The following is a 23,135-nucleotide window of genomic DNA, read 5'->3' as shown; positions in this document are numbered from 1 at the left end:
GCTCCTGGGCGCCCGCCGGGGAGCGGGCCGGTGACCCTCAGCAGGCCCGGCCCCGAGCGCGGACTCAGCCGGCCGCAGCGGGATCCAGCGCTTCGCCGAGCGGCGCCCAGCGCACGCGGTCGGCGACGCCCGCCGGAGCGGCCGCGAACGCGCGGCGCGCAGCATCCTCCTGCTCCGAGAAGTGGCTCCACCCCTCGACGTGGGTCGGCACGACGACGTCGGGACGGGCCAGCTCGATCAGCTCGATCGCCTCCTTGACGTCCATCGTGTAGCGGAGGGGGCCCGTGATGCCGAAGCGGACGGCGCCGACGTGGACGATCGCGACCTCGGGGGCCAGGTCCTGGGCATAGCGGCGCACAGCGCCCGAGATCACCGTGTCGCCCGTCACCCACAGGCCCGGTCGCGCGGCGCCGTCCAGCGCGAGCGCGAAGCCGATGACGGGGCCGACGATGGGACGCGTGACGGCCGCGCCGTGACGACCGGGGGTCGCCGTGATCGTGAGGTCCGGCTTGCCGGGTGCTCCGAGGGTGACGGATTCGCCCGCCGCGAGCCCGCGGATGTCGGGGTGCGACAGGGCCCTCGCACCGGCCTGCGTCGTGAGGACGGTCGTCGCCCTCTCGAGCCCCTCACGGCCTGCATCGTCGAGGTTGTCGGCATGGCCGTGGTGGCTCACGAGCGCGATGTCGATCGGCTCGAGCGCGTCGAGCGGCAGGGCGGGGCCCACCTGCTTGGTCGAGCTCGTCCCCAGCCCGAACGAGTACGTGCGCCCCGGCGGGTCGAAGGTCGGATCCGTCAGGATGCGCCATCCCGACCACTCGATGAAGACCGTGGGGCCGCCGATCCGCGTGATGTGCATGCGCCCTCCGAGGTTCCGCCGAGCCGGCTCGGCAGTCAAGATGTTCGTGGGTCCTTCAGACGGACGTCCTCGGGCTGAGAGCGCTCCCGCGCGGCGTCACCCGTCGATCGTAGCGGCGGAGGGTCCGGCATCCGCGGAACCCGCCGATCCCGCCTCTGTGAGCGCCTGGTCCAGCGTCGAATGCGCGAGCGCCGACAGATACGAGCCCGGATGCGGGACTCCGGCGTCGCGCAGCAGCGCCGCAGCCTGCGCGACGATCGAGCGCGAGAACTCGGTCGAGATCGCGATCGCCTCGCCGTACGCGGCCCGGTCCGACTCCGCCACCACGACGGGCTCGCAGCCGAGTTCGACGGCGAGCGCCTGAGCGATCGGCAGCACCGCGGCGGGCGCCGTGACGGCGGCGTAGGCGTGGGCGAGCTGTCTGAGGTCCATCGAGGTGCCGGTGAACGTGATCGCGGGGTGGACGGCGAGCGGGATGACACCGCGCGCGACCGCGGGCGCCAGGACGTCGGTGCCGTATCCGGGGTCGGTGTGCAGGACGAGCTGACCGGGCTGCCACGCGCCGATCTCGGCGAGCCCCGCGACGAGCCCCGGAAGGTCGTCGTGCGGCACCGCGATGACGACGAGCTCGCTGCGCCGCACGACCTCCAGGGCATCGAGAACGGGGAGCCCCGGCAGGATCGCCTCGACCCGCTCCTCGTCCGAGCCGGGCGTGATCCCGGTGAGGGCGTGCCCGGCGCCCGCGAGCGCGGCGCCGATCACGGGGCCGACCTTGCCCGCCCCGATGATGCCGACACCGAGGCGTCCTGCACGCGTCATGCCTGCTCCTGCGCCCAGCGGTGGGAGCGGTCGACGGATGCTGCGCGCACGGCGCCTGCCGCGACATCCTCGAACAGCCCGAGCGCCGAGGTCCGGTCGATGGCCGAGAGCGCGCTGTAGACCGGCCCCGCGACGGTGTGCGCGCGCGCCGAGGCGACGCCCAGGGCCCGGTCGACGGGTCCCTGGTGCAGCGCGAGGCTCTGCAGCCGCGCGAGCGGAAGGATCGCGAGCTTTCGCCACACGACGCCGCGGCGCAGCAGCAGGACGTCCGAGGTCAGGCGGAAGCCGTTGCGCCGCCACGAGAACGGGCGCAGGAACCATGCGCGGCGCGGCGTATCGGTGAACGAGTCGCCCTTGCCGGAGCCCAGCACGCCTTCGCCTGCGATGAGCGGCCACTCGGCATCCGGGACGCCCGGGAGGAGGAGCCGGAGCACGCGCTCGACGTCCGCGAGCGTCCCCACGGGGAGCACCGTCGTGAACTGGTCGGTGTTCGAATCGCTCAGGCTTCGGCCCGTCAGGCGGTTGATGCGCACCGACCACCAGCCGAACGGCCGCCACAGGATCGACTGCGAGACCTCGACGGCGTGCACGCGGCCGGGCGGGACGATCTCGGTGATCGTCGTGAGGAGGCCGAACGTGATCCGCACGCCGTCGGGCGTCGGCGCGATCGAGTACCGCAATGAGCGCACGATCGAGCGGATCCAGTACGCGACGAAGCCGATGACTGCCGGGATCATGCCGAACAGGAGCCACGGCGTGCTCGTGATGGAGCCCGCCGCGATCGCGACCAGTCCGACGACGAGCCCGATCGTCGCAGGACTGATGACGTGCGACACGATGAGCCGGATGACGGGGATGTGGACCACCGACTCCGGGATCGCGACGGGTGCCTCGTCGCCCTCGATCATCCCGGTGATCCCGCGCGACACCGTGTCGGTGAGCGCGCCCATCCGCGTGCGCCCGGCCGCGGGGGCGCCCGCGTGCGTCTCGGCGAGCCTGCGTCCGGACGCGAGACGGAGGATGTCGGCGCGCACGGCCTCGGCATTCGCGGTCGACAGATACTCCAGCTTGACGTTGGCGTCGGTGCCGGCACCCACGACCTCGAGCTTGGCCATGCCCAGGAGCCGGGCGATCATCGGCCGCGTCAGGTTGACGCCCTGCACGCGGTCCAGGGGCGCGCGGCGCTGCGTGCGGAAGAGGATGCCGCTGCGAACCTCGACGTCGTCACCCGTGATGCGGAAGGTGTGGAAGCGCCACGACAGGTAGAAGATCACGACGAGCGCGACGAGCACGAGGAGCACGACGCCGCCGGCGACCAGATAGAGGTTGTTCGCGATGATGAAGTCGATCGGGTCACCGCTCGACTCGAACTCCTCGAGCTCCTCGGCGGGCAGATCCGGCGCGAACATCGGCAGGAAAAGGAAGATGAGCCGGTCGCGGAGGTTCGCGACGATGATGCCGATCACGACGACGAGAAAGAGCCCGCCGCGCAGGAGCGGAGTCAGAGGATGCAGCCGGTGCCACTCGCCGTCGCTGAGCGGCGAGCGCACGAGGTCCTGAGGCGGTGGTGCGGCCGTCGGTGCGGCCGTCGCCTCGGCCGGCGACTCGGCGGGTGGGAGGCTGAAGTCGGTCACAGCCCGGTCCGGCGGCTCTCAGCGACCGCGACGAGGTGGTCGCGGAGCGTCTCGGCCGTCGTCTGCTGGAGACCCGGGATCGTGACGCCCGTCGTCGCGGCCGCCGTCACGAACTTGAGCTGCGCGATGCCGAACCCGCGGTCGAGCGGGCCGTGGGTGATGTCGACGAGCTGCATGCGCCCGTAGGGCACCGCGACCATCCGCTGCCACAGGATGCCGCGCCGGAAGACGAGGTCGTCGTCGCGGAGCTGATAGCCGATCGCCCGGACCTGCCGCGGGAGGATCGCCATCGTCCAGATCAGGATGACGCTCACGATGCCGCCCGGGATGAGCGCCCACGGCTGGCCCAGAGCGAGCGTGAGCGTGAGCATCGCGGCGACGACCAGCACGAGCACGACGCCCGACGAGATGAGCTGCACCCAGAGGTACTTGCGCGAGATCTGGTGCCACGTGCCCCGCTCGAGCTCCAGCCGGTGCGGGGAGCGCGGTTCGATCACACGCGAGTAGGTGCCCTGGTCGAGGGATGCCGGCACGCTCGGCGCCGCAGCGGGAGGGGCATCCGTCGCTCCCTCGACGGCCGCGGGGGTGGGAGCAGCATCCGTCCCTCCCACGACCGCGGCGGGAGCAGCATCCGTCGCGGCGACCGCCACCTGCGCCTGCTCGAGTTCGACGGCGGCGCCGACGGGGGCGGGGTCGGCGTCAGTGGGAATGGGCGTCGAATCCGGGACCGGGGTCGCCGGGGTGTTCGTCATCGTCGTCCTTCCGGATGGTGCACAGATGCTCGGCCACGAGGCCCGCGGCCACGAGGAGCACGCCGCACACGATGGTCGCGATGACGGCGCCCCATGAGCCTACCGAGGGCGTGACGGGGCGCGTCAGGAGGAAGAGGGCCAGCCCGCCGGCGAACCCCGCGAACGCCGCGCCGACGATGCTCGAGGCCTTCGCGAGCATCGCGATCCGGACGGCGCGGAAGGGGTCGACGGGCGTCCCGGCGACTCCACGGGTCGCACGGCGGATCGGGAGCGCGAGCACGACGACGAAGCCGCCGAGCAGTACGAGGAGGATCGGGAGCGTCACGCCGGGGACGAAGGTCGCGCGCCCCGCGCTCGTGAGCAGCTGATCGACGAGGAAGCCGATTCCGAGCCCGATCGCCGCCGTCAGGATCAGGATGCCGGCGCCTGTGCGCCTCACGAAGCCGACCTCAGCCGGCGCAGCAGCTCGTCGACGCGGCCGGCTCCGGGGAGCTCCGCGTCGGGATCCAGGGCGAGCCAGGGGGCCAGAACGAAGTCCCGTTCGGCCGCGCGCGGATGCGGGAGGCGCAGCTCGGGGGTGTCGCTGCGCGCGTCGCCGTAGGCGATGAGATCGAGGTCGAGCGTGCGGTCGCCCCAGCGCTCCGTCCGCTCGCGGCCGTGGCGCGCCTCGATCGCGTGGAGGTACGAGAGCAGGACGGAGGGCGCGAGGCGCGTCGTCACGAGGGCGACGGTGTTGAGGTAGGCGGGGGCCGAGGCATCCGGTCCCTCGGGCTTGATGGCGACGGACTCGATGACGTCGGCGGCACGGACGTCGGCGGTGAGGGGCAGCCGCGCGATCTCGGCGACGGCGGTGCGCAGGGTGGCCGCCCGGTCGCCGAGGTTCGCGCCCAGGGCGACGACCGCGCGAACGGGCGGACGGGGCTCGCCGCGCTCGGCGCCGCGGAATCCCTGCGCCAGGCGCCGGTTCATCGCTCGCTCCTCGTGCGCGTGACGGTCACCGTGACATCCGCGAACGGCGCCGCGATGGGCGCCGACGGCTTGTGCACCGTGATGCGCGTCATCTGGACGAGGTCGTGCGCGAGGACGGCCTCGGCGAGGCGGCTCGCGAGCGTCTCGATGAGGTCGACCGGGTCGCCGGCCACGATCGCCGCGATCTCTTCGGCGAGCTCGCCGTAGTGCACCGTGTCGGCGACGTCATCGGTCTCGGCCGCGCGGGCCGTCGAGAGGAACAGCTGCGCGTCGATGACGAACTCCTGCCCGTCGCGCTTCTCGTCCGGGTACACACCGTGGAATCCGAAGGCGCGGATGCCCGTGATCGCGATCTCGTCTACGAAGTCCATGTCGATCCACTCTCCCACTGCGCCGCGACATCGAGCGCATCGACGGTCGCCGCGACGTCGTGGACGCGCACACCCCACGCGCCGGCCTGCGCCGCGAGGACGCTCGTGACGGCGGTCGCCAGATCGCGACGGGGGATGGATGCCTCGCCTCCGCGCGTCTCGAGGGTCTCGACGAGGAAGCGCTTGCGGCTCGTGCCGACGAGCACGCGGTGGCCGAGGGCCGCCAGGCGCGGCAGCCCGTGCAGCACGGCCCAGTTCTGTGCGCCCTTCTTGCCGAACCCGATCCCCGGGTCGACGATGACCCTCTCCGGCGGGATGCCCGCGGTCACGGCGGCCTCGACGCGACGCGCGAGCTCGCCGACGACGTCCGACACGATGTCGTCGTACGTCGCCTGCGCGTACATGTCGGCGGAGTGCCCGCGCCAGTGCTGCACGACGATCTCGGCATCCGTCCCCGCCACGGCGGCGAGCATTGCGGGATCCGCGAGGCCGCCCGATACGTCGTTGACGATGCGGGCGCCGGCTTCGACAGCGGCGACCGCCGTCGACGCGTTCATGGTGTCGATGCTCACGATCGCCCCCGAGGACGCGAGCGCCTCGACGACCGGGAGGACGCGCCCTTGCTCGACGGCGGGATCGACGCGCTCGGCTCCCGGCCTCGTCGACTCGCCGCCCACATCGAGGAGGTCGGCGCCGTGCGCCCGCAGCTCGAGCCCGTGCGCGATCGCGGCGTCGGCGGCGAGGAAGAGGCCGCCGTCGCTGAAGGAGTCGGGTGTCACGTTGACGATCCCCATGACGAGGCACGGCATCGCGGCGGCCCTCACTCCCGGCCCGCGCCGATGAGCGCGATGAGCTCGGCCCGCGCGGCAGCGGATGCCAGCTCGCCGCGGGCAGCGATCGTCACGGTCGACGCATCGTGCTGCCGGTCGCCGCGCATCGTGACGCATCCGTGCGAGGCATCCAGCACGACGAGCACTCCGCGGGCATCCAGGGCATCCGCGATGGCATCCGCGATCTGCTCGCCCAGGCGCTCCTGCACCTGGGGACGCGACGCGAGGATGTCGACGACCTTGGGCAGCGCGCCGAGCCCGACGACGTGGTCGCCCGGAAGATAGGCGATGTGCGCCTTGCCGCGGAACGGGAGCAGGTGGTGCTCGCAGACCGACCGGAACTGGATGTCGCGGAGCATGACGGCCCCGGAGGGCGACGTCTCGGGCGCGGGCCCGTGCGCGATCGAGATCGTGTTGGCCAGAGGCGTGGAGGCATCCTGCCCGACGCCGCCGAAGAACTCGGCGTAGGCGTCCGCGACACGACCGGGCGTCGCCTTCAGCCCTGGGCGATCGGGATCCTCCCCGATCGCCTCGAGCAGTTCACGGATCAGCGCCGCGACGCGCTCACGATCGACCGCCACACGCCGAGCCTACGCGGTCGCGGGGCGCGCCTGACCGGTCGGACGGCGGCGGGGCGCCTTCTCGGCGGCGGGCTGCTCGGCCTCGACGGACGCGGCCAGTCCGGCCTCGTCGCGCGTGCGGGGCACGTCGACCGGCGGGAGCTCCGAGACCGGGCGGTCGTCGCTGGAGAGCCACTGCGGGCGCGGCGGCAGCTTCTTGACGTCCTTGAAGATCTCGGCGAGCTCGAGGTGGTCGAGCGTCTCCTTCTCGAGGAGCGCGAGCGCGAGCTTGTCGAGCACGTCCCGGTTGGCGTTGATGACCTGGTACGCCTCGTTGTGCGCCTGCTCGATGAGTGCGCGGACCTCGACGTCGACGCGCTCGGCGATGCGCTCGGAGAAGTCCCGGCCATGGCCCATGTCGCGCCCGAGGAACATCTCGCCGGAGGCCTGACCGAGCTTGACGGGTCCGACGTCGGTCGTCATGCCGTACTCCGTGACCATCTTGCGGGCGATGTTCGTCGCCTTCTCGATGTCGTTGGAAGCGCCCGTCGTGGGGTCGTGGAAGACGACCTCCTCCGCGACGCGGCCGCCCATCGCGTAGGCGAGCTGATCCTGCAGCTCGTTGCGCGTGACGGAGTACTTGTCGTCGAGCGGAAGCACCATCGTGTAGCCCAGAGCGCGCCCGCGCGGAAGGATCGTGACCTTCGTCACGGGGTCGGTGTGGTTCATCGCCGCCGCCGCGAGCGCGTGACCGCCCTCGTGGTAGGCCGTGATGAGCTTCTCCTTGTCCTTCATCACCCGCGTGCGGCGCTGAGGACCGGCCAGGACGCGATCGATCGCCTCGTCGAGCGCGCGGTTGTCGATGAGCTGCGCGTTGGAGCGCGCCGTCAGCAGCGCGGCCTCGTTGAGGACGTTCGCGAGGTCGGCACCCGTGAAGCCGGGCGTCTTGCGCGCGACGACCTCGAGGTCGACGCCGTCGGCGAGGGGCTTGCCCCGGCCGTGCACCTCGAGGATCTTCTGGCGGCCCTTGAGGTCCGGCGCGTCGACGCCGATCTGGCGGTCGAAGCGGCCCGGGCGCAGAAGTGCGGGATCGAGGATGTCGGGGCGATTGGTCGCCGCGATCACGATGACGTTCGCCTTGGGGTCGAAGCCGTCCATCTCGACGAGCATCTGGTTGAGCGTCTGCTCGCGCTCGTCGTGACCGCCGCCGAGACCCGCGCCGCGGTGGCGGCCCACGGCGTCGATCTCGTCGATGAAGATGATCGCGGGGGCCGACTCCTTGGCCTGGTTGAAGAGGTCGCGCACACGCGAAGCGCCGACGCCGACGAACATCTCGACGAAGTCCGAGCCCGAGATCGAGTAGAACGGCACGCCGGCCTCGCCCGCGACGGCGCGCGCGAGGAGCGTCTTGCCGGTTCCGGGAGGGCCGTACAGCAGCACGCCCTTCGGGATGCGGGCACCCACGGCCTGGAACTTGGCCGGGTCCTTGAGGAAGTCCTTGATCTCCTGGAGCTCCTCGATCGCCTCGTCCGAGCCCGCGACGTCGCCGAACGTGACCGTCGGGGTCTCCTTCGTCACGAGCTTCGCGCGCGACTTGCCGAACTGCATGACCTTGCTGCCGCCGCCCTGGGCGCTGGAGAGCAGGAACCAGAAGAGCAGGCCGAGCAGCAGGATCGGCAGGAAGAGGGAGATGAAGCCGTCGAACCACGTCGCCCGCGGCACGGCGTCGTTGAAGCCCTCGGTCGGGTCGGCCGCGTTGACGGCGTCCACGACCTCGTCCGCGCGGGCCGACACGTAGTAGAACTGCACGTCCGTCGCACCCTCATAGGGCTCGGAGAGCTTCATGTCGACGCGCTGGTCGCCGTCGGTGTTCGTGACCTCGGTGACGGTGTCGCCGGCGAGCAGCTGGAGACCCTCCTGGGTCGAGATCTGCTTCGCGCCGCCCAGGCTCGAGATGAGCGAGAACCCCACGACGAGGAGGAACCCGATCATCAGCACGTAGAAGAGCGGGTTGCGAGTGATCTTCTTGAGGTCCATGGTGCGGGCTGGGCCCGTTCCCTTCGTCAGCGAGCCGGCGCGCGCGACGAGAGCTTGCGGCGGCGGTTGAATCAGGGTATCGCTAGCCGACTATGCCTAATCTGTGCATTCGCCCACGGCGTACAGCATCCCTGACGCTCGACGGGATGCCGCACGCCGCCGTCACGCGTAGACGTGGGGCGCGAGCACCGCGATGTCGCGGAGATTGCGGTACTTCTCGTCGTAGTCCAGCCCGTACCCGATGACGAACTCCGTCGGTATCTCGAACCCGACGTAGCGGCAGTCGACGTGGACCTTCGCGGCCTCCGGCTTGCGCAGCAGCGCGAAGACCTCGACGGACGCCGCGCCGCGCGACGCGAAGTTCTCGAGCAGCCAGCTGAGCGTGAGGCCCGAATCGATGATGTCCTCGACGATCAGCACGTGCTTGTCGTGGATGTCGGTGTCGAGATCCTTCCGGATCTGGACGACGCCGCTCGACTTCGTGCCGGCGCCGTAGGAGGACACCGCCATCCAGTCCATCGGCACGGGGAACGGCAGTGCGCGGGAGAAGTCGGCCATGACCATGACAGCGCCCTTCAGGACGCCGACGAGGAGGAGGTCCTTGCCCTCGTAGTCCGCCGCGACCTGCGCCGCGATCTCCTCGAGCTTCTCTCGGATCTGCTCCTCCGTCAGGAGGATCTCGGTGATGTCGCTCTGGATGTCGGCAGCCCGCATGGCACCCACTCTAGGGTGCCGGTCTCGGCGAAGCACCCGACGGATTGCCGCCCCGCCCTCGGAGTTCCTCTCCGTGAAACGCGGGCTTCTCGGCTCTGCCGACGCGCGTTCGACGGAGACGAACTGGTGTGGACGAGGTCAGCGGGCGGTGAACTCGAGCCGTGCGCCCGCACGCCGGGCGGTGCATCCGGGCAGGTCGATGGGGCCCTGCCCCGCCCAGTCCGTCACGAGCCGCGCGACCTCGAGGGTCTGCGTGCGCGTGAGGCTCTGCCCGAACTCGGCGGCCACGACATGCCGGATGATCCGGTTGCGCAGCGCCGCGGGGTTGGCCGCGAGCGCCGGGACGGACACCGAGATCCCCGCCTCGGCGTGCTCGACGATGTCTTCGATCGTCTCGTCGATCATGTCGTCGAACGCCGCGGCGTCCTCACGCAGCTGCTCCGCGGTGCGCGCGAGCGCTTCGGCGATGCCGGGACCGAGCTCCTCCTCGAGCACGGGCAGGACGCTGCGCCGCACGCGCACGCGCGCGTAGGCGGGGTCGTTGTTGTGCGGGTCGTGCCACGGCTGGAGGCCCTGCGCCGAGCACGCGGCGTGGGTCGTCACGCGGCGGATGCCGAGCAGCGGACGCAGCAGCGGCAGCCCGTCGAGCTCGGAGGCCGGCGCCATCCCCTGCAGGCTCGCGGCGCCCGACCCGCGGGCGAGCCCCAGGAGCACCGTCTCGGCCTGGTCGTCGAGCGTGTGGCCGAGGAGCGCCGCCGCGGCGTCGACGCGGATCGCGGCATCCCGGATCGCGCGGTAGCGCGCGTCGCGTGCCGCCGCCTCGGGACCCCCGTCCGCACCGACCTCCGCGCGGACGACGAGCGCCTCCAGGCCCAGCGCGGTCGCGGCACGGGCCGCGGCTTCGGCGACGGCGGCGGAGGCGGCCTGCAGCCCGTGGTCGACCGTGAGGGATGCCGCACGCAGGCCGAGCTTCGGCGCCTCGAACGCCGTCGCGGCGGCAAGGGCGAGCGAATCGGCGCCGCCCGACAGGGCCACGAGGACAGTCGCGCCCTCGGCCAGGCCTGCGAGCGCGGCGCGCACGGCACGCCGCACCTCGGCGACGGCGGGATCGAGGCCAGGTCGATGCGTCACGTCACCACGCTACCGACCCGGGACGTGCGCAACTCCGGCTGGATTGTGCGCGTGGGGCGCGACACGCCGTGCGGAGAGGCCTCACGTCCCAGGCAGCCGGAGTTCGGGCCGCCCAGGGCCCGCGGCTAGGCTTGTCGCGGCATCCCCGTCTTCCTAAGGAGTCCCACATGGGCGCGTACGACGCCGTCATCGAGATCCCGCGCAACAGCAAGATCAAGTACGAGGTCGATCACGGCACGGGCCGCGTCTACCTCGACCGGATCCTCTACACGCCGATGGGCTACCCCACCAACTACGGCTTCTTCGAGAACACGCTCGGCGAGGACGGCGACCCGCTCGACGTGCTCGTCCTGCTCGACCAGGACCTCTCCCCCGGCATCCTCGCGAAGGTGCGCCCCGTGGGCGTGCTCAAGATGAGCGACGAGGCCGGCGGCGACGACAAGGTCGTCGCGGTGCTCGCCAAGGACCCGCGCTGGTCGCACATCCAGGACGTCGCCGACATCCCCGAGTACACGCAGAAGGAGATCACGCACTTCTTCGAGCACTACAAGGACCTCGAGCCCGGCAAGTGGGTCAAGGTCGACGAGTGGGCCGACGCGGCCGAGGCCGAGCGCCTCGTGGGCGAGGCGTTCGACCGCTTCAAGGAGCACGAGGGCCAGACCGCCACGCAGGGCGAGGGAGTCGCCCCCAAGACGACGGAGCCCGGCCCGAACGTCTGACCGGTCACCTGAAACGAAAGGGACGGATGCTGCCAGCATCCGTCCCTTTGCGTTGAGGCGCGTCGGGGTCAGACCGAGATGCCGCGCTGCCCCATGAAGCTGATGGGGTTGACCGGGTAGCCGTTGACGTACGTCTCGAAGTGGACGTGGCAGCCGAACGAATTGCCGGTGTTGCCTTCGTAGGCGATGAGCTGTCCGGCTTCGACCCACTGTCCCCAGCGGACGAGGATGCCGCCGTTCTGGATGTGGCCGTAGCCCGTGCCGATGCCCTCGCCGTGGTCGAGCTTGATGTAGTTGCCGTACCCGCCGTTGGGGCCTGCGTAGACGACGCTCCCGGCATGGGCCGCGTAGATCGCCGAACCGCACCCCGACGCGAGGTCCACGCCGTAGTGGAAGCCGCTGGAGCAGTAGCCGTTGCCGCACTGCACCGACCGGGGACCGTACCCCGAGGTGCGCCAGCCCGACGAGGGGCGCGCCCAACCGGTGCCCACGACGACTCCGCCGTTGCCGCCGCCTCCACCGCCTCCGCCACCGCCGCCTCCGGCGTTGGCTGCGGCTTCGCGGGCGAGCCGCTCGGCCTCTTCACGAGCGCGCCGCGCGGCTTCCTCTGCGGCCTTGCGAGCCGCTTCGACGCCCGCCTTGTAGCCGGCGATCGTCTTCGCGGTCTTGTCCTGCAGCGCGGCGAGCTGGGCCTGGAGGACGGTGAGGTGCTTCTGCTGCTCGAGGAGCGCAGCCTGCGCTGCGTCCGCAGCCTGCTGAGCCTCGACCATCTTCTGCTCGGCGATCTGCTGCAGCCGATCGCGCTCGTCGCGGGCGACGACGGCCTGGTCGCTGAGGCTCTGCGCCGAGTCTCGCGCCGTGATCGCCTCGGAGTACACGGCTTCGTTGCGGGCGATGAGCTGATCCATCGTCCCTAGCCGCGCGAGCAGATCGTCCGCCGACGCAGCGGAGCCCGCGAAGAAGAGCTCGAGCGACGTGTCGTCGCCGCCGTTGCGATACAGCTGAGCCGCGACCCGGCCCGCCTTGTTCGCGGCGTCCACCGCCTTGGCGGCCTGTTCGTCGGCCTGCTGCTGCAGCTGCTCGGCGCGCTGGGCTGCGTCGAAGTACTCCTGCTGTGCCGTGTAGAACTCACCCGCGAGGCGCTCGGCCTCGGCCTGCGTGCGGGCCACCTCGGCCGTGAGGCCGTCGATGAGCCCGTTGATCCGCTTGACCTCACCCGCCTTGGCGGCCTCGTTGGCGCGGGCGGCCTGCACGTCGTCCCACGAGGGGTAGTCGGCGGCGAAGGCCGGCGGGAGCAGCGGGCCCGCCAGAGCGGCGATCCCGACGATGCCCAGGGCACCCAATCCGAGGGCCGTGCGCCTGCTGACCGAGGGCCACAGGGCGCGGCGCTCTCGTGGAGTGGGCGCGCAGCCGCACTCTTCGAGGGCGTGATCCGGCTCCACGCGAACCTCCCCGTTCAGGACAACAACTTTCACAGTAGCAACATGAGTCACACGTGCAAGGGGTTGCCGTAGCGCCGCCCCGCCCTTCGCGGGGCGAGACACATCACCTATCGTGCGCCGACTTCCCGCGATTTTCCAGGGGGACCCGCCCTCGATTGGCGGTTTCGCCGGAGATCTCTTATGCTTGAGCGTCGGTAAGCGTGAGCGCCGGGCGATGAGCCGGGGGTTCATCCGGCCCCATCGTTTAGCGGCCTAGGACGCCGCCCTTTCACGGCGGTAGCACGGGTTCGAATCCCGTTGGGGTCACCACCCGAACAACAATTGAATAAGCATGGCCCTGTAGCGCAGTTGGTTAGCGTGCCGCCCTGTCACGGCGGAGGTCGCGGGTTCAAGTCCCGTCAGGGTCGCTCTAAAGCGACGGGCCCTTTGGTTTCCAGAGGGCCTTTCGTCTAGGACACGGCTCCTCGGATGCCGTGCGGCTCTGTAGCTCAGTTGGTAGAGCGTTCGACTGAAAATCGAAAGGTCACCGGATCGATGCCGGTCGGAGCCACAAGGGTGATCGTTACAATCACCCCAGGAACCCCCGCGTAGCTTCTACATCGCGGGGGTTTCGCTTTTCCCTCCTGCGACGGGTGTGACAGCATCCGTCACCCGCCCTACCCGGTGAGGAGCCTCAGGCGCGGGGAATCCGGCGCCAGCTCTCGCGCGATCGTGACAGCGGAGTGGACTGCGCTCTCATGCGAGTCGGCGTCGTCGGTGTAGAGGCCCGCGAGCCAGACTCCGGCGCGTCCCTGCAGCCGGTGCAGGCGCGCCTGCGCATCGAAGTGCTCGGTTGTCACGAGGAGGTGCTCGTATCCGGCCGTCGCGTACAGCGGCTCCGGCATCCGCTCCTCGTACGTCACCCAGCTGCGGAAGACCGGCAGTCCGCGCTCGGGGTTCCAGATCGACAGCTGGCTGTGGCGGCCGTCCCACCGCGCGTTGACGACCGACCACGCCGACTCGCTGGGGGGCATGAGCCGGCGGTCGCCGTGGACCGCGATCGTCGTGTCGAAATATCGGAAGCGACGCAGCTGAGCGGCCACGTCGTCGAGGCCGTCCAGCGGCTCGACGAGGGCGAGCGCCTGGCGCGCGCCGGTCGCGATCACGAGGCGGTCCACCTCGAAGGTCGAGCCCGTGGAATCCCGGATCGTGAAGGCCTCGCCGTCGCGGGTCACGGCGTCGACACGCGCACGCGTCCGGATCGCTGCCCGCGTGAGGCTGCGGGCCAGCGCGTCGACGTAGGTCCGCATCCCGCCCTCGATCTCGAGCTGCTTCGGCGGATGGAAGCCGTCTGCGAGCGACTCGCCCAGGTAGAAGAGCGTGTTGTACGCGGCGAATCCCTTGAGCTGCTGCGGCTCGACGCACCACAGGGCGAGCAGCAGCGGGTAGAGGAAGCGATCGACGAATCGAGCGGGCAGACGCTGCGACGCGATGTACTCCTCGGTCGTCACCGTCGTGTCGCGGCGGCCGAGGAAGTCGGGGATGCCGCTCAGCAGCCGGCGGAAGCACACGAGGTCGTGGATCGCGGACGGGGTCACCGACGGCCACACGATCCTGCCGCCGCGCCACGGGGGCAGCGCGACCTGCGCGCCATCCGGCATCCGGTGGAGGGTCATCGTCGCCGGATAGGTGCGCACCGGCACCTGGAGCGCCGCGAGCAGACGGTTGAACGTCGCGTACGTCGACCCGGGACCGAAGAACTGGAACCCCGCGTCGACCCCGAACCGCTGCCCGTGCGCCTCGACGTCGACGGTGTGCGCGTGACCGCCGAGCCGCTCGTCGGCTTCGAAGAGGGTCACGTCGTGGTGCTGCTCGAGCAGCCAGGCGGCGGTGAGCCCGGCTCCGCCGCCTCCGATGATCCCGATCCGCACCCGGCCTCCTACGGTCAGTCTTCCCGTGCGACGGTGCAGACCGCTAGCGTGTGACCACCAGCGCACCCGGTCCTTGCACCCCCGTCGCCGAGAGGACCCCTCCATGGACTCGTCGCGTCCTCCGCGCTGGACCGTCAGCCTCCCCGATCTGGCCGGGCGGCGAGCCGTCGTGACGGGGGCGAGCGACGGCGTCGGGATCGAGATCGCCAGGGGGCTCGCGACTGCCGGGGCCGACGTCGTCCTTCCCGTCCGCAACCGGGCGAAGGGCGAGCGTGCGGTCGCCCTCATCCGGGAGGACGCTCCGGATGCCGCGCTCACGCTGGTCGACTGCGATCTCGCTCGGCTCGGCTCGGTCGCGGCGGCCGCCGACCGGCTGCTCGCCGACGGCCTGCCGATCCACGTCCTGGTCCTCAATGCGGGGATGATCGCGCTCGGAGATCCGGAGCGGCACCTGAGTGCCGACGGTTTCGAGCTGCACTTCCAGACGAACCACCTGGGCCACTTCGCACTCGTCTCGCGGATCCTCCCCCTGCTCTCCGCCGGCCGGGCGCGCGTGACCGTGCAGTCCAGTCTCGCCGCGAGGTTCGCGAGGATCCGCTGGGACGACCTGCAGCTCGCGACGCACTACTCGGTGCTCGGGGCCTACGGCGCGTCGAAGGCCGCACTGAGCCTCTTCGCGCTCGAGCTGGGACGCCGAAGTGCGGACGCCGGCTGGGCCATCACGACGAACCTCTCGCATCCCGGCATCGCGATCACCAACATCGCGCCCGCAGAACTTCTCGAGAGCCGCAGCGTGTGGGCCCGCCTCGCGCGGAGGATCATGGACGCCGGCGTCGGCGGGACGCCGGCCGAGGCATCCCTCCCCGCGCTCTACGCCGCGGCCCATCCGGACGCTGCACCCGGCAGGTTCTACGGACCCGGCGGGATGCTGCATCTGCAGGGGCCGCCTCGCCGCCAGCGCGTGTACCGCCGGATCGCCGACACCGCGCGGGCGCGGCGGATCCTGGAGGTGTCGGAGGAGCTCGCCGGAGTGCGGTTCGAGATACCGCCGACGAACCGGACAAGCGAGAGCCGAATCCGGTCGAACGCCTGGAACGAGGACTCCGCGCCTGCCGAATGAGCCAGCTCCGGTCAACCGGATATCACGTGATTCGGCATCCCCAGCGAATCGGCGGGACGTCGGACGGGCTGCGGTTACGGGCGTGCGAACAACACGCAAAATGTCCCTTTCCTTTGGCCACACCCAGAGGTACAGTGTGAACGCGCGAAGGGCTTGGGAGCCTTACTGATTCGATTCTGACCCGATCGAGTCCGCGCAGGAGGAGACGAGCCGGACAGCCTCGCCGCTGTTTGGTGCGTCTTTGTTGGGGAATGGTATGTCTACTGGGGACGCACTGTCGTGCGCGCCGCGGACCGCGGACTGAATCTGACCGTAGGGGACGCGTCGACTACGGGCGCCGGAGGAGAGACCCGAACTCTCTTTCGGCGCCCGGCGACGACTCACCTACGGCCGGAGGTTGTGCCCGCTGCGATCGCGCCGCGTGTTCAGCCTTCGCTCGTGCGGAGGCATCTTTGGGAGCGCCGATACCGTCGGCGGCTCGCCCTCACCGACACCGTCTGCGTCGTCGGCGTCTCGCTCGCGACCGGCGCCCTCGAGGTCACCGTGTGGTCGACCAGCGCCCTGGTCTCATCCGGGATGCGCGTCGCCGTCCTCGTGGCGAGCACGTGGCTCGCGCTCCTGTGGCTCAGACGCACCCGTGACCCCGCGGTGCTGGGGTCCGGGGCGACCGAGTACGCACGGATCGCACACGCGACCGGACTCGCATTCGGCATCCTCTCGATGCTCTTCCTCGTCCTTCAGCTCCCGGGACTGCGGCTGCAGCTCGTGATCGCGCTGCCGGCGGGGCTCCTCGCGCTGCTCATCAGCCGGTGGCTCTGGCGGAAGGCGCTGATCCGCGACCGCCGACAGGGAGACTGCGTCTCACGCGCCCTCGTCGCCGGCACCCGCGACGACGTCGAGTACGTCATCAGCAACCTCGTCCGCGATCCCCATCACTGCTACGTCGTCATCGGCGTCACGACGACGGATGCCGACATCGAGCCGATCGAGGTCGATGGCCGCTCATACCCCGTGGTCGGCCCCATCCAGTCCATCGCGGCGCGGGCGCGTCAAGCCGGTGCTGACGCCATCATCGTCGCGAGCCTTCCGACGAACGACCGCGATTTCGTGCGGCGGCTGAGCTGGCAGCTCGAAGGCACGGCGGCCGAGCTCGTGCTCTGCAGCCGTCTCGCCGAGGTCGCCGGACCCCGTATCTCGCTGCGACCGCTCGACGGTCTGCCGCTCATCCGGGTCAAGATCCCGGAGTTCGAGGGTGGCGTGCACGTTCTCAAGCGCGCGTTCGACATCGGCTTCGCGACGCTCGCGCTCATCCCGATCCTGCTCATCACCCCGCTGATCGCACTCGTCATCAAGCTGGACTCGCGCGGGCCCGTGTTCTTCCGTCAGACCCGCGTGGGCCGCGACGGGCGGCACTTCGGCATGCTCAAGTTCCGCACGATGACCGCCGACGCCGAGGCACGCCTCGAGTCGCTCCGTGGGCAGAACGAGGGCTCGGGTCCGCTCTTCAAGCTCCGGCACGACCCGCGCATCACGCGGGTCGGCGCTGTCCTGCGGAAGTTCTCGCTCGATGAGCTGCCCCAGTTCTTCAACGTGCTGGTCGGCGACATGAGCGTCGTGGGCCCCCGACCGCCGCTCCCGGGCGAGGTCACCGAGTACGACGGCACCGTCTCACGGCGCCTCTACATCAAGCCCGGCATCACCGGATTGTGGCAGGTGAGCGGACGCAGCGACCTCTCGTGGGAGGAGAGCGTGCGACTCGACCTCCGCTACGTCGAGAACTGGTCTCTGACCAGTGACCTCATGATCATGTGGCGCACCGCCAAGGTCATGGTGGCCTCGAAAGGCGCCTACTGACATGAGCAGCCTCCTCCAGATCCCCGATCCCTGCGTCGCCCGTTCGCATCCGCGCGGCCCGCACCTGGGCAGCAGCCCCAAACCCAGGATCATGCGACCGCACGTGTTCGTCCCCTCCATAGCGAGCGGGCGGCGCAGCTACCTGTGCGGAGGCCGCGATCGCGCCGCGGCCTCCGCCGTCCGCTGGGAAAGGTGACGTCCATATCGTGACTTCGACAGTGCGCATCCTCGGAACCCATGGGGTCCCCGCGAACTACGGCGGATTCGAGACCGCGGCGGAGAACGTCGCGTTCTACCTCCGCGACCGCGGGTGGACCGTCGATGTCTACTGCCAGCTGACGGGCACGGGGCCCCTCGAGGTCGACGAGTGGCAGGGCATCACCCGCACGATGATCCACGAGCCGCGGGAAGGGTGGCTCGGGACGTCGGCATTCGATCTGACGTCCATCCGCCATGCGATGGCGGCCCACGAGCCCGGCGACGTGTGGCTGACGTTCGGCTACAACACGGGCGTCTTCAACGTCATCCCGCGGCTCCGAGGCATCCCGAACGTCATCAACATGGACGGGATGGAGTGGACCCGGAAGCGCTGGGGACCCGTGAAGCAGGGAATCCTGCTCGGGAACGAGCGATTCGCAGGGTGGGTGGGAGACGTCCTCATCGCAGACCACCCCGTGATCGCGACCTACCTCGAACGCCACTTCGGCCGGAGGCGCGTGCAGACCATCACGTACGGCGCCCACGAAGTGGCGCGGGCGTCGACTGCGCCGGCGATTGAACTCGGCCTCACCCCGGGCGCTTACGGGATCATCGTGTGCCGGCCCATCCCCGAGAACTCGGTGCTCGAGATCGTCACCGCGTGGTCGAGCGAGCGGCGCGGGATGCCGCTCGTCGTCGTCGGACCGTACGGGGACGACGACCCGTACCAGGTGCGCGTGAGGGCCGCAGCGTCGGACGAGGTCATCTTCCCGGGCGCCATCTTCGAGCACGAACGTCTCGACGCCCTGCGCTTCCACGCCGCGCTCTACCTGCACGGCCACACCGTCGGCGGGACCAACCCCTCGCTGGTCGAGGCGATGGCGGCCGGCAATGCGATCGTCGCGCACGGCAACCGGTACAACACGTGGGTCGCAGGCCCCGAGAACGCCTACTTCTCGAGTCCGGCGGATCTCAGCCGCACCATCGCGGACCTGCTGCGGGACGACGATCGGCGGCGGCGCATGGGAGCGGCCAGCCGCGCCCGGTTCCGCGACGAGTTCACCTGGGCGAAGATCGGCGCGCAGTACGAGCACGCCCTCGTCGACGCGCTCGCGCGCAAGGGGCAGGTGCCGGAGATCAAGGTGCCCGAGGTCAAGGTGCCGGAGATCAAAGTGCCCGAGAACAAGGTGCCCGAGAGCAAAGTGCCCGAGAGCAAAGTGCCCGAGAGCAAAGTGCCCGAGAACAAGGTGCCGGAGAAGAAGGTGGGAGCCCTCGCATGATCGACGTGGGGGTGGTGGGTCTCGGGAAGATGGGTCTGTCCCATCTGGCGATGATCAAGGCGCATCCGGACGTGAACGTCGTCGGCGTGTGCGACGCGACGGGGTATCTGCTCGACATCCTGGCGAAGTACACCGGCGTGCGGACGTTCAAGGACCTCCATCGGATGCTGGACGAGGCCAGGCCGCAGGCGCTCATCATCGCCACGCCGACCCACCTGCACGCCGGCATGATCCGCTCGGCCATCGATCGCGGCATCCATGTGTTCTGCGAGAAGCCCCTCGTCATCGACCCCGCAGAGAGCGCCGTGCTGACGGATGCCGCCGCCGCGCGGGGCCTGGTCACCCAGGTCGGTTACCACAACCGCTTCGTCGGCGCCTTCCGCGAAGTGCACCGGCTGCTCGAACTCGGTGCCGTCGGCCCGGTGAGCACGGCACTCGCCGAGGCGTACGGCCCGGTCGTGCTCAAGCCGTCGGGGCACACGTGGCGCAGTCAGCGCGCGACCGGCGGCGGCTGTCTCTACGACTACGCGGCGCACCCGCTCAATCTCCTCACGTGGTACCTCGGTGCGCCGGCCTCGGTGAGCGGCAGCCAGCTCACGAGCATCTTCTCCGCGCAGATCGACGATGCGGTCGCGAGCACGCTGCACTACTCCGGCGGCACGGCGCAGATCGTGGCGAACTGGTCCGACGAGTCGCAGCGCAAGATGACGACCAAGATCACCCTGTGGGGCGCCCACGGGCGGATCTACGCCGATCGGCAGGAGATCCAGGTATACCTGCGCGACACGGCGCCGATCCCGGACGGCTATCGCGCCGGGTGGAACGTGAGGTACACGACGGAGCTCACCGAAGCGCCCTGGTTCTACCTCCGCGGCGAGGAGTACAGCGCACAGCTGGACGCCTTCGTGCACCGGATCATCGACGGCTCGATCGAGGGCGAGAACGACTTCGCCTCGGCATCCGTCACCGACCGCGTCATCGCGATGATCAGCGAGGACGCTGCGCGCGACGATGCCCGGCTGACCCACACCGGGTCGAGCCGCCAGCCGACCGCCCGGCGGGGTCTCGGCGCCGCGCTGCGCGGACTGCGAGTGGGGAGCTGACCATGGCGATCACCGCGACCCGCACGATGGACCGGCTCCTCTTCGGCGACAACCAGTTCTTCGGCGTGAACCACATGTCGGAGGAGAAGGCCCGCGCGCAGCAGATCCGCTTCCAGGACACCGACGCCATCATGCAGGTCATCGACGCGGCGTACGACGAGGGCGTGCGGACCTTCATGTGCACGACGCACGACCGGATCGGCGAAGTGTGCGACCGGCTGCGCGCCGACCCGGCGCGGTACGAGGGGTTCAAGCTCTTCCCCTGCATGCCATACGCCCACAAGTACGCCAACGCCGTGACGGACGACGGCTTCCTGGGCGCGATCCGCAAGTTCCTCCCCGAGGAGGGCCTGCTCGACAGCATCGCGCGCGGCGCCGGCTCGCTCGCGCGGAAGGACATCGAGGGCGTCTCGACACTGCTCGTGGATGCCGAGCTCAAGATGTTCGCGGGTCTCGAGACGCCCGTCATCTGGATGCAGAACGTCGTCGTCGACCTGCTGTCCGGACTCGGGTTCACCGACGCCCTGCGCATCTTCGCCGATCACGTGAGCAAGCGCTACGGCGCACAGGCCGGGTTCATCACCATGAACCTGCCGCGCCTGCTGGACGACCTCGACAGGGTCGGCGTCGAGAACCCGATCGTGTGCTCCAACATCAACAAGCTCGGATTCCGGATGTCGGGCGGGGTCGAGGGCTACCTCGACGCCATGCAGAAGCGGCCGTTCCGCGCCGTCGCGATGTCGGTCTTCGCGAGCGGCGCCGTCCCCCCGCGCGAGGCCCTCGAGTGGGTGTGCGCGCTGCCGAACCTCGAGTCGATCGTGTTCGGAGCGTCGAGCCGCGCGCACATCGCGTCCACCGTCGACCTCGTCGACGAGTACTGGCCGGGAGGCTGACATGGCATTCCCGGGCGAACGCTCGCAGCCCCGCGGCACCATCCTCATCGCCAATCCCTCGGCCGACCTCTACGGGTCGGATCGGATGGCCCTCGAGGCGGCGCGCGGACTCGTCTCGCTCGGCTGGCGGGTCGTCGTCACATGCTCGGTGGACGGACCCCTCGTCCCGCAGCTGCGTGCCGCCGGTGCCGAGGTGGTGATCCTGGATGTCCCGGTCGTCCGCAAGAGCATGCTCAGCGCGCGAGGGATGCTGTCCCTCGGCCGCGACGTCTTGACCCAGCTGCCCCGCATGCGTCGACTCATCAAGGACGAGCAGCCGGATGTCGTGCTGGCCAACACCGTGACGCTGCCCTTCTGGACGCTGGCGGCGCGGTCGTGCCGGGAGGCGGTCGTGGTCTACGTGCACGAGGCGGAGGCCGCGCTGTCCGGGCTCGCCCGCACGCTTCTGACGGCCCCGCTGCGATTGGCGAACGGTGTCATCTTCAACTCCGAGACCAGCCGACGCGTGTCGGGGTGGCCCGGGCTGGAGCGAAGGGATCGGGCGCGGGTCGTCCCCAACGGCGTGGGCGGCCCCCCCGAGACCCTGGCGGCGCGCGAGCGCCTCGACGACATGTTCCACATCGTCTATGTCGGACGCCTCTCTCCCCGAAAGGGAGTGGATCTCGTCGTGCGGGCGGCAGCCCTCCTGCGCGACGCCGGCATCGAGCCGCACGTCGAGCTGGTCGGCTCGGTCTTCCCCGGGTACGAGTGGTACGAGGCCGAGCTCCGCGAACTGGTCGACGAGCTCGGGCTCGCCGGCCACGTCCGGTTCGCAGGCTTCCGCGAAGTCGTCTGGGAGGAGTTCGCGGCGGCCGACGTCGCCGTCGTGCCCTCGCGGCTGGACGAGTCGTTCGGGAACGTCGTGATCGAGGCCCTCCTGAGCGAACGGCCCGTCGTCGTGGCCGACCACACGGGCCTCGCGGAGGCGGCGAGCGGCTTCGCCGCGGCCGTCCTGGTGCCCCCGGATGACGCCGAGGCGCTCGCGCTCGGACTCAGCCGGGTCCACGAGGAGTGGACCGACTATCGCCGCGCCGCCCGAAGCGATGCACCGCGCGCCCGCCGCCTTTACGGGCCCGAGAGCTTCCATGCCCGCCTGTCCCAAGCGCTCGCGGAACAGGCGTTCCCTGTCCCGAGCCCGTCGATGAAGGATGCCTCGTGGTCGCCGCGCGAAGTGCTCGACTGACGCTCCGGCGTCCGCGATCGACGGCATGGGCCGCGTCGATCGCCGCAGCGCTGCTCTGCCTCGGGCTGTCCGCGTGCACTGCGGCGCCGACCGCCGAGAGCGCCGAGCCGGACCCCACCAGGACATCGGCCGCCACGACTCCCGCCCCGACCGCGTCGGCTTCGCCGTCCGCGTCGGGCGGCGATCAGGGCCAGGACCCCGCTCCCACGCCGGGCGCCGACCCCGACCAGCCGATCCCGAAGGTCGGCCGCGGCGGCGAACCGGTCGAGCCGACCCAGTCGGCCGAACCCGAGGCGCCCTCGGACCCCGTGAGCTATCCGGACGGCGTGACGGTCCGGATCACGGACGTCTCGTTCGGCGAGGAGACCGCGAAGGGCCCGGGCAGCTTCCCCGGGCGCGGCTACGCGCGGCTGACCCTCGAACTGTCCAACGGATCCTCCGAAGAGATCGACCTCAACACGTCGGTGCTGACCGTTCTCGACAAGGACGACAATCGGGTCCAGCCCGTCTACGCCGACGAGGCGGACGTCCAGGACTTCGCCGGGACCCTGGCCTCAGGGAAGTCCACCACCGCGGTCTACGCCTTCGCGGTCCCCGACGACTCCCACTCCCAGATCACGCTCGTGGTCGATTTCGATGCGGATCACACGTCCGCCGTCTTCCGCGGAGGGATCGACTGACATGTCCGCACGCTCTCACCACACGCACAGTGCACCACCGA

Annotated in this window: 22 protein-coding genes and 3 tRNA genes; 11 read left to right on the top strand and 14 right to left on the bottom strand. The window is 70.5% G+C overall.

Going from position 1 to position 23,135, the window contains the following annotated elements:
* Positions 1-64: 64 nt before the first annotated feature.
* From ABZ477_RS09950 to tilS, 12 genes are all read right to left on the bottom strand, one after another.
* Positions 65-856 (bottom strand): MBL fold metallo-hydrolase, encoded by a 792-nt coding sequence (locus tag ABZ477_RS09950; RefSeq protein WP_360131698.1) that lies wholly within the window; start codon positions 854-856, stop codon positions 65-67.
* 96 nt (positions 857-952) lie between these two features.
* Positions 953-1,675 carry a DUF2520 domain-containing protein gene (locus ABZ477_RS09945; protein ID WP_360131695.1) on the bottom strand — a complete coding sequence of 241 codons (723 nt, stop codon included), beginning with the start codon at positions 1,673-1,675 and terminating at the stop codon, positions 953-955.
* Positions 1,672-3,309 (bottom strand): PH domain-containing protein, encoded by a 1,638-nt coding sequence (locus tag ABZ477_RS09940; protein WP_360131692.1) that lies wholly within the window; start codon positions 3,307-3,309, stop codon positions 1,672-1,674. The genes ABZ477_RS09945 and ABZ477_RS09940 overlap by 4 nt, the downstream gene beginning before the upstream one ends.
* A complete protein-coding gene (locus tag ABZ477_RS09935) occupies positions 3,306-3,842 on the bottom strand; it encodes a PH domain-containing protein (protein WP_360131982.1) in 537 nt (178 codons plus the stop codon). Before ABZ477_RS09935 ends, ABZ477_RS09940 begins: the two co-directional genes overlap by 4 nt.
* 166 nt (positions 3,843-4,008) lie before the next feature.
* Entirely contained in the window at positions 4,009-4,500 is a 492-nt protein-coding gene (locus ABZ477_RS09930; protein WP_360131689.1) for a DUF3180 domain-containing protein, read from the bottom strand.
* A complete protein-coding gene (gene folK / locus ABZ477_RS09925) occupies positions 4,497-5,030 on the bottom strand; it encodes a 2-amino-4-hydroxy-6-hydroxymethyldihydropteridine diphosphokinase (RefSeq protein WP_360131686.1) in 534 nt (177 codons plus the stop codon). Before folK ends, ABZ477_RS09930 begins: the two co-directional genes overlap by 4 nt.
* The gene (gene folB, locus ABZ477_RS09920; RefSeq protein WP_360131683.1) at positions 5,027-5,401 is read right to left on the bottom strand and encodes a dihydroneopterin aldolase; all 375 of its coding nucleotides are present in this window, start codon (positions 5,399-5,401) and stop codon (positions 5,027-5,029) included. The genes folK and folB overlap by 4 nt, the downstream gene beginning before the upstream one ends.
* Complete coding sequence (gene folP / locus ABZ477_RS09915) at positions 5,389-6,210, bottom strand: dihydropteroate synthase (protein ID WP_360131979.1); 822 nt, start codon at positions 6,208-6,210, stop codon at positions 5,389-5,391. The genes folB and folP overlap by 13 nt, the downstream gene beginning before the upstream one ends.
* A gap of 11 nt (positions 6,211-6,221) precedes the next feature.
* A complete protein-coding gene (gene folE, locus ABZ477_RS09910) occupies positions 6,222-6,812 on the bottom strand; it encodes a GTP cyclohydrolase I (RefSeq protein ID WP_360131680.1) in 591 nt (196 codons plus the stop codon).
* Between the two features lie 9 nt (positions 6,813-6,821).
* Entirely contained in the window at positions 6,822-8,828 is a 2,007-nt protein-coding gene (ftsH, locus tag ABZ477_RS09905) for an ATP-dependent zinc metalloprotease FtsH (RefSeq protein ID WP_360131677.1), read from the bottom strand.
* 162 nt (positions 8,829-8,990) lie between these two features.
* Entirely contained in the window at positions 8,991-9,542 is a 552-nt protein-coding gene (hpt, locus tag ABZ477_RS09900) for a hypoxanthine phosphoribosyltransferase (protein WP_360131674.1), read from the bottom strand.
* 138 nt (positions 9,543-9,680) lie between these two features.
* The gene (gene tilS / locus ABZ477_RS09895) at positions 9,681-10,673 is read right to left on the bottom strand and encodes a tRNA lysidine(34) synthetase TilS (protein WP_360131672.1); all 993 of its coding nucleotides are present in this window, start codon (positions 10,671-10,673) and stop codon (positions 9,681-9,683) included.
* Between the two features lie 167 nt (positions 10,674-10,840).
* On the opposite strand from tilS, the gene ppa reads away from it, so the two are divergent.
* A complete protein-coding gene (gene ppa, locus ABZ477_RS09890) occupies positions 10,841-11,392 on the top strand; it encodes an inorganic diphosphatase (protein ID WP_360131669.1) in 552 nt (183 codons plus the stop codon).
* A 68-nt stretch (positions 11,393-11,460) separates the two neighbouring features.
* Here ppa and ABZ477_RS09885 read toward each other — a convergent pair whose 3' ends face one another.
* Entirely contained in the window at positions 11,461-12,834 is a 1,374-nt protein-coding gene (locus tag ABZ477_RS09885) for a peptidoglycan DD-metalloendopeptidase family protein (RefSeq protein ID WP_360131666.1), read from the bottom strand.
* A 233-nt stretch (positions 12,835-13,067) separates the two neighbouring features.
* Between ABZ477_RS09885 and ABZ477_RS09880 the strand changes: the two genes are divergently transcribed.
* From ABZ477_RS09880 to ABZ477_RS09870, 3 genes are all read left to right on the top strand, one after another.
* A tRNA-Glu gene (locus ABZ477_RS09880) sits at positions 13,068-13,143 on the top strand.
* A 24-nt stretch (positions 13,144-13,167) separates the two neighbouring features.
* Positions 13,168-13,241: transfer RNA gene (locus ABZ477_RS09875), tRNA-Asp, on the top strand.
* A 70-nt stretch (positions 13,242-13,311) separates the two neighbouring features.
* Positions 13,312-13,384: transfer RNA gene (locus tag ABZ477_RS09870), tRNA-Phe, on the top strand.
* Between the two features lie 106 nt (positions 13,385-13,490).
* Here ABZ477_RS09870 and ABZ477_RS09865 read toward each other — a convergent pair.
* On the bottom strand, positions 13,491-14,744 hold the full coding sequence (locus tag ABZ477_RS09865; protein WP_360131663.1) for an FAD-dependent oxidoreductase: 1,254 nt from the start codon (positions 14,742-14,744) through the stop codon (positions 13,491-13,493).
* Positions 14,745-14,847: 103 nt separating this feature from the next.
* On the opposite strand from ABZ477_RS09865, the gene ABZ477_RS09860 reads away from it, so the two are divergent.
* The 7 genes from ABZ477_RS09860 (at position 14,848) to ABZ477_RS09830 (ending at position 23,094) form a co-directional block, all read left to right on the top strand.
* A complete protein-coding gene (locus ABZ477_RS09860) occupies positions 14,848-15,864 on the top strand; it encodes an SDR family oxidoreductase (RefSeq protein WP_360131660.1) in 1,017 nt (338 codons plus the stop codon).
* A gap of 438 nt (positions 15,865-16,302) precedes the next feature.
* Positions 16,303-17,718 (top strand): sugar transferase, encoded by a 1,416-nt coding sequence (locus ABZ477_RS09855; RefSeq protein ID WP_360131657.1) that lies wholly within the window; start codon positions 16,303-16,305, stop codon positions 17,716-17,718.
* A 206-nt stretch (positions 17,719-17,924) separates the two neighbouring features.
* Positions 17,925-19,196 carry a DUF1972 domain-containing protein gene (locus ABZ477_RS09850; protein WP_360131654.1) on the top strand — a complete coding sequence of 424 codons (1,272 nt, stop codon included), beginning with the start codon at positions 17,925-17,927 and terminating at the stop codon, positions 19,194-19,196.
* Complete coding sequence (locus tag ABZ477_RS09845; protein ID WP_360131651.1) at positions 19,193-20,299, top strand: Gfo/Idh/MocA family oxidoreductase; 1,107 nt, start codon at positions 19,193-19,195, stop codon at positions 20,297-20,299. Before ABZ477_RS09850 ends, ABZ477_RS09845 begins: the two co-directional genes overlap by 4 nt.
* 2 nt (positions 20,300-20,301) lie before the next feature.
* Complete coding sequence (locus ABZ477_RS09840) at positions 20,302-21,192, top strand: hypothetical protein (protein ID WP_360131648.1); 891 nt, start codon at positions 20,302-20,304, stop codon at positions 21,190-21,192.
* A gap of 1 nt (position 21,193) precedes the next feature.
* Complete coding sequence (locus ABZ477_RS09835) at positions 21,194-22,414, top strand: glycosyltransferase (RefSeq protein ID WP_360131645.1); 1,221 nt, start codon at positions 21,194-21,196, stop codon at positions 22,412-22,414.
* Complete coding sequence (locus tag ABZ477_RS09830) at positions 22,387-23,094, top strand: DUF4352 domain-containing protein (protein WP_360131642.1); 708 nt, start codon at positions 22,387-22,389, stop codon at positions 23,092-23,094. The genes ABZ477_RS09835 and ABZ477_RS09830 overlap by 28 nt, the downstream gene beginning before the upstream one ends.
* Positions 23,095-23,135: the final 41 nt, after the last annotated feature.

It is taken from the genome of Microbacterium sp. NPDC019599 (assembly GCF_040632175.1).
In the GTDB taxonomy this organism is placed as follows: domain Bacteria; phylum Actinomycetota; class Actinomycetes; order Actinomycetales; family Microbacteriaceae; genus Microbacterium.
Note: the sequence above shows the minus strand (reverse complement) of the source record. Positions and strands in the feature narration are given on the sequence as shown.